Genomic DNA, 2,620 nt, shown 5'->3' with positions numbered 1-2,620 from the left:
GGCCAGTCGAGTAAGTACGATTAAGACGACGGACGATCCGGTGGAAGTGGGTGTGCACGGTGGCCACGTCACTGGTGATCCCGGCCCCCGTCGCCGGCCGTGCGACGTCGGTGAGGAGCACGGCGCGCACGGAATGGCGCTCGGCGCGCTGCCGGGCCGACACCTCGTCGGCTGCGTGGGCCGTCACCAGGGCGGCAACGGTACCGCCCACGGCGATGACCGCCCGTACCGCAGCACGATCCAGGCTTCGATGACGTCGTCGCGCCGCCGCAGCGGGTTGTTCCGCCACCGCCAGAGCCTGCTCTTCTTCGTACGCCTGCTGCCGTCCGTCGGCCGGTCGTTCTTTCTCGTCGTGACGCTCATGAAGGCGACAGCCGACAGTGCCCCCTGGTATGGGTCGACCAGGCAGCACATGAGGGTCGTTCGGGCCAACTGACCGCCGATGCAGGGCCGTCATCCCATGCCCGTGCAGGACCGGCGACGGGGAGTCGCGGCGGTGTGCCCGGATGCCGCGCACACCGTGAGATGTGCCCCGTCCGGGCCCGGCGGCGGGACCATCGGCCCCTCGCAGGGCTGCGGCCGGGTGCCCACGCTCGGAGGACAGCACCGCTTGTCCTACGCCGACGCGTGAGGAGGACGTCATGCCGAGCACAACCCTGGACACCGTGATTCCGGAGACCTGCGTGTCGGCCGCGGTCGCCGCGCCCTCGATCCACAACACCCAGCCATGGTCCTTCCGCCTGGATGCCGAGTCCGCCACGTTCCACGTGCGCGCCGTCCCTGAACGCGGCCTGCGACACACGGACCCGGCAGGCCGCGCCCTGCATCTTTCGGTGGGGGCATGCCTTTTGAATCTCCGGGTCGCGATCGCGCACTGCGGATGGTCGCCGGTCGGCCGTCTGTTGCCCGCCCCGGAAGACCCCGGCCTCCTCGCGGTCATCCGCCTGGCAGGGTCCATGGCCCGTCGGCGCCCGACGGGGCATCGGCCCGACCTGTACGAGGCGATCTGGCGCCGACACAGCAGCCGCCTCCCCTTCACGGGACGCCCGCTGCCACCGCATCTGAGCAACGAACTCGGTGAAGCGGCCCACGCGGAGGGCGCGCGGCTCTGGTTCCCCGACCCCGTGGAGACGGCGCGGCTGCTTCGCCTGACCGCAGAGGCCGAGCGCCGCAACCGCATCGACACCGACCGCGCTGCGGAGAGCAACCGCTGGGTGCACCAAGACCTGCGGCCGGCTCCCGATGTCGGCCTGCCGCGGGCGGTACTCGGCCCCCAGGACACCCGTGAAAACCTTCCCCTGCGGGACTTCATCGCCCAACGGCACACCGAACGGCTGGTCGCCCGACCGTTCGAGGCGGCACCCGTGGTCGCTGTGCTGATCACCGAGCACGACCGCCGCGCCGACTGGCTGCGCGCCGGACAGGCGCTCCAGCACGTGTGGCTCCTCGCCACCGCCCATGGGCTGCGCGCCTCCCTGCTGCATCAAGGACTGGAGTGGCCTGACCTGCGCGGCTTCCTGAGCCCGACGCCTGGTCGGACCGGTCATGTGCAGATGCTCATCCGCCTGGGACACGGCCCCGAAGGCGCTGCGAGCCCGCGGCGCGCCCCGAGCGCGGCGTTGGATTGAGCGCCGCCGAGTCGTTCGCCATTGACCTGGTCATCGACCCGCGGCGACGGCCCGTGGCGTACGGGTCAGGGGTGTGCCCAGGTCGGGGTGGAGCTCGAAGACACCTGCCAGGCTGACAGCGTCAAGGATCCGCCGGAAACGCCTGCTGCCGGTGACCGGCCGCAGCCGGCTGTGCCGGGTCTCGGTGCGGTTCCCTGCCCGGCACAGGCCCCCAGACCGGCACAGTCGATGAAGACCATGGAACGCAGGTCCAGGACCAGATCGGGGCACCTGACCGGCGGTGAGGGCCTCAAGCCGGGCCGATAGGGACGGCGCGGTGAGGATGTCGATGTCCCCGCGCAGCTCCACGACGGTGATGTCACCGACGTGTTCCGCGTGATGAGACGTGGACCTGGGGTCGTAGCCGGACATGGCCTGAGGAAACAGGGCAAGGTGAGGCGCGGGTAGGGCCGGTCGGCCCTACCCGCTAGTTCTGCCGGACCCGACCGGCCGGGCGAAACGGCCGACCGGACCGAGCCTCACCTGAAGACCCGGACAGGCAGGTACTCGCGACCCGACGATCGAGGTGTTGCACGGGCCGTTCTCCGGATCGCCCGGGACCCATGGCCCCTGATCTCCGCCCCCCATCTCGCTCAGGATGGAAGGCGCTGCACCGGTGTATCAGGCGAAGGACGGTCTGGCTGATGTACCCCAACGACGGTTTTCGAGAACTCGAGCGGCAGGAGTGCCTGCGGCTGATGGCCAAAGTGCCTGTGGGCCGCATCGTCTACACGCGCCGGGCCTTGCCCGCCGTGCTGCCGGTCAACTTCAGCCTGGACGGCGACGGGGCGGTCCTGCTGCGCACCTCCGCGGCTTCGGAACTGGTCCGCGCGATCGACGGCGCGGTCGTGGCCTTCGAGGCCGACGATGTCGACGCGGCCCGCCACTCCGGCTGGAGCGTTGTCGTCACGGGCTCGGCCACGGCGGTGACCGACCCCGCCGAGCACCAACGC

The 2,620-nt window shown here is 70.9% G+C and carries 3 protein-coding genes and 1 pseudogene; 2 read left to right on the top strand and 2 right to left on the bottom strand.

Translation table 11 applies throughout. From position 1 onward, the window contains the following. Positions 1 to 97 precede the first annotated feature (97 nt). Positions 98 to 363, bottom strand: a pseudogene (locus ABZ281_RS45475) (hypothetical protein); the annotation flags it as partial. Positions 364 to 641: 278 nt separating this feature from the next. Between ABZ281_RS45475 and ABZ281_RS45470 the strand changes: the two are divergent. Next, the gene (locus tag ABZ281_RS45470) at positions 642 to 1,628 is read left to right on the top strand and encodes a nitroreductase family protein (protein WP_356664260.1); all 987 of its coding nucleotides are present in this window, start codon (positions 642 to 644) and stop codon (positions 1,626 to 1,628) included. 30 nt (positions 1,629 to 1,658) lie between these two features. Here the strand turns inward: ABZ281_RS45470 and ABZ281_RS45465 are convergent, their stop codons facing one another. Next, positions 1,659 to 2,039, bottom strand: coding sequence for an anti-sigma factor antagonist (locus ABZ281_RS45465; protein ID WP_356664258.1), 381 nt, complete (start codon positions 2,037 to 2,039; stop codon positions 1,659 to 1,661). Positions 2,040 to 2,311: 272 nt separating this feature from the next. Between ABZ281_RS45465 and ABZ281_RS45460 the strand changes: the two genes are divergently transcribed. Further along, positions 2,312 to 2,620: pyridoxamine 5'-phosphate oxidase family protein (locus tag ABZ281_RS45460; RefSeq protein ID WP_356664256.1), on the top strand; the 309-nt coding region annotated here is incomplete at its 3' end.

The organism is Streptomyces sp. NPDC006265 (genome assembly GCF_040613555.1).
GTDB lineage: Bacteria > Actinomycetota > Actinomycetes > Streptomycetales > Streptomycetaceae > Streptomyces.
Note: the sequence above shows the minus strand (reverse complement) of the source record. Positions and strands in the feature narration are given on the sequence as shown.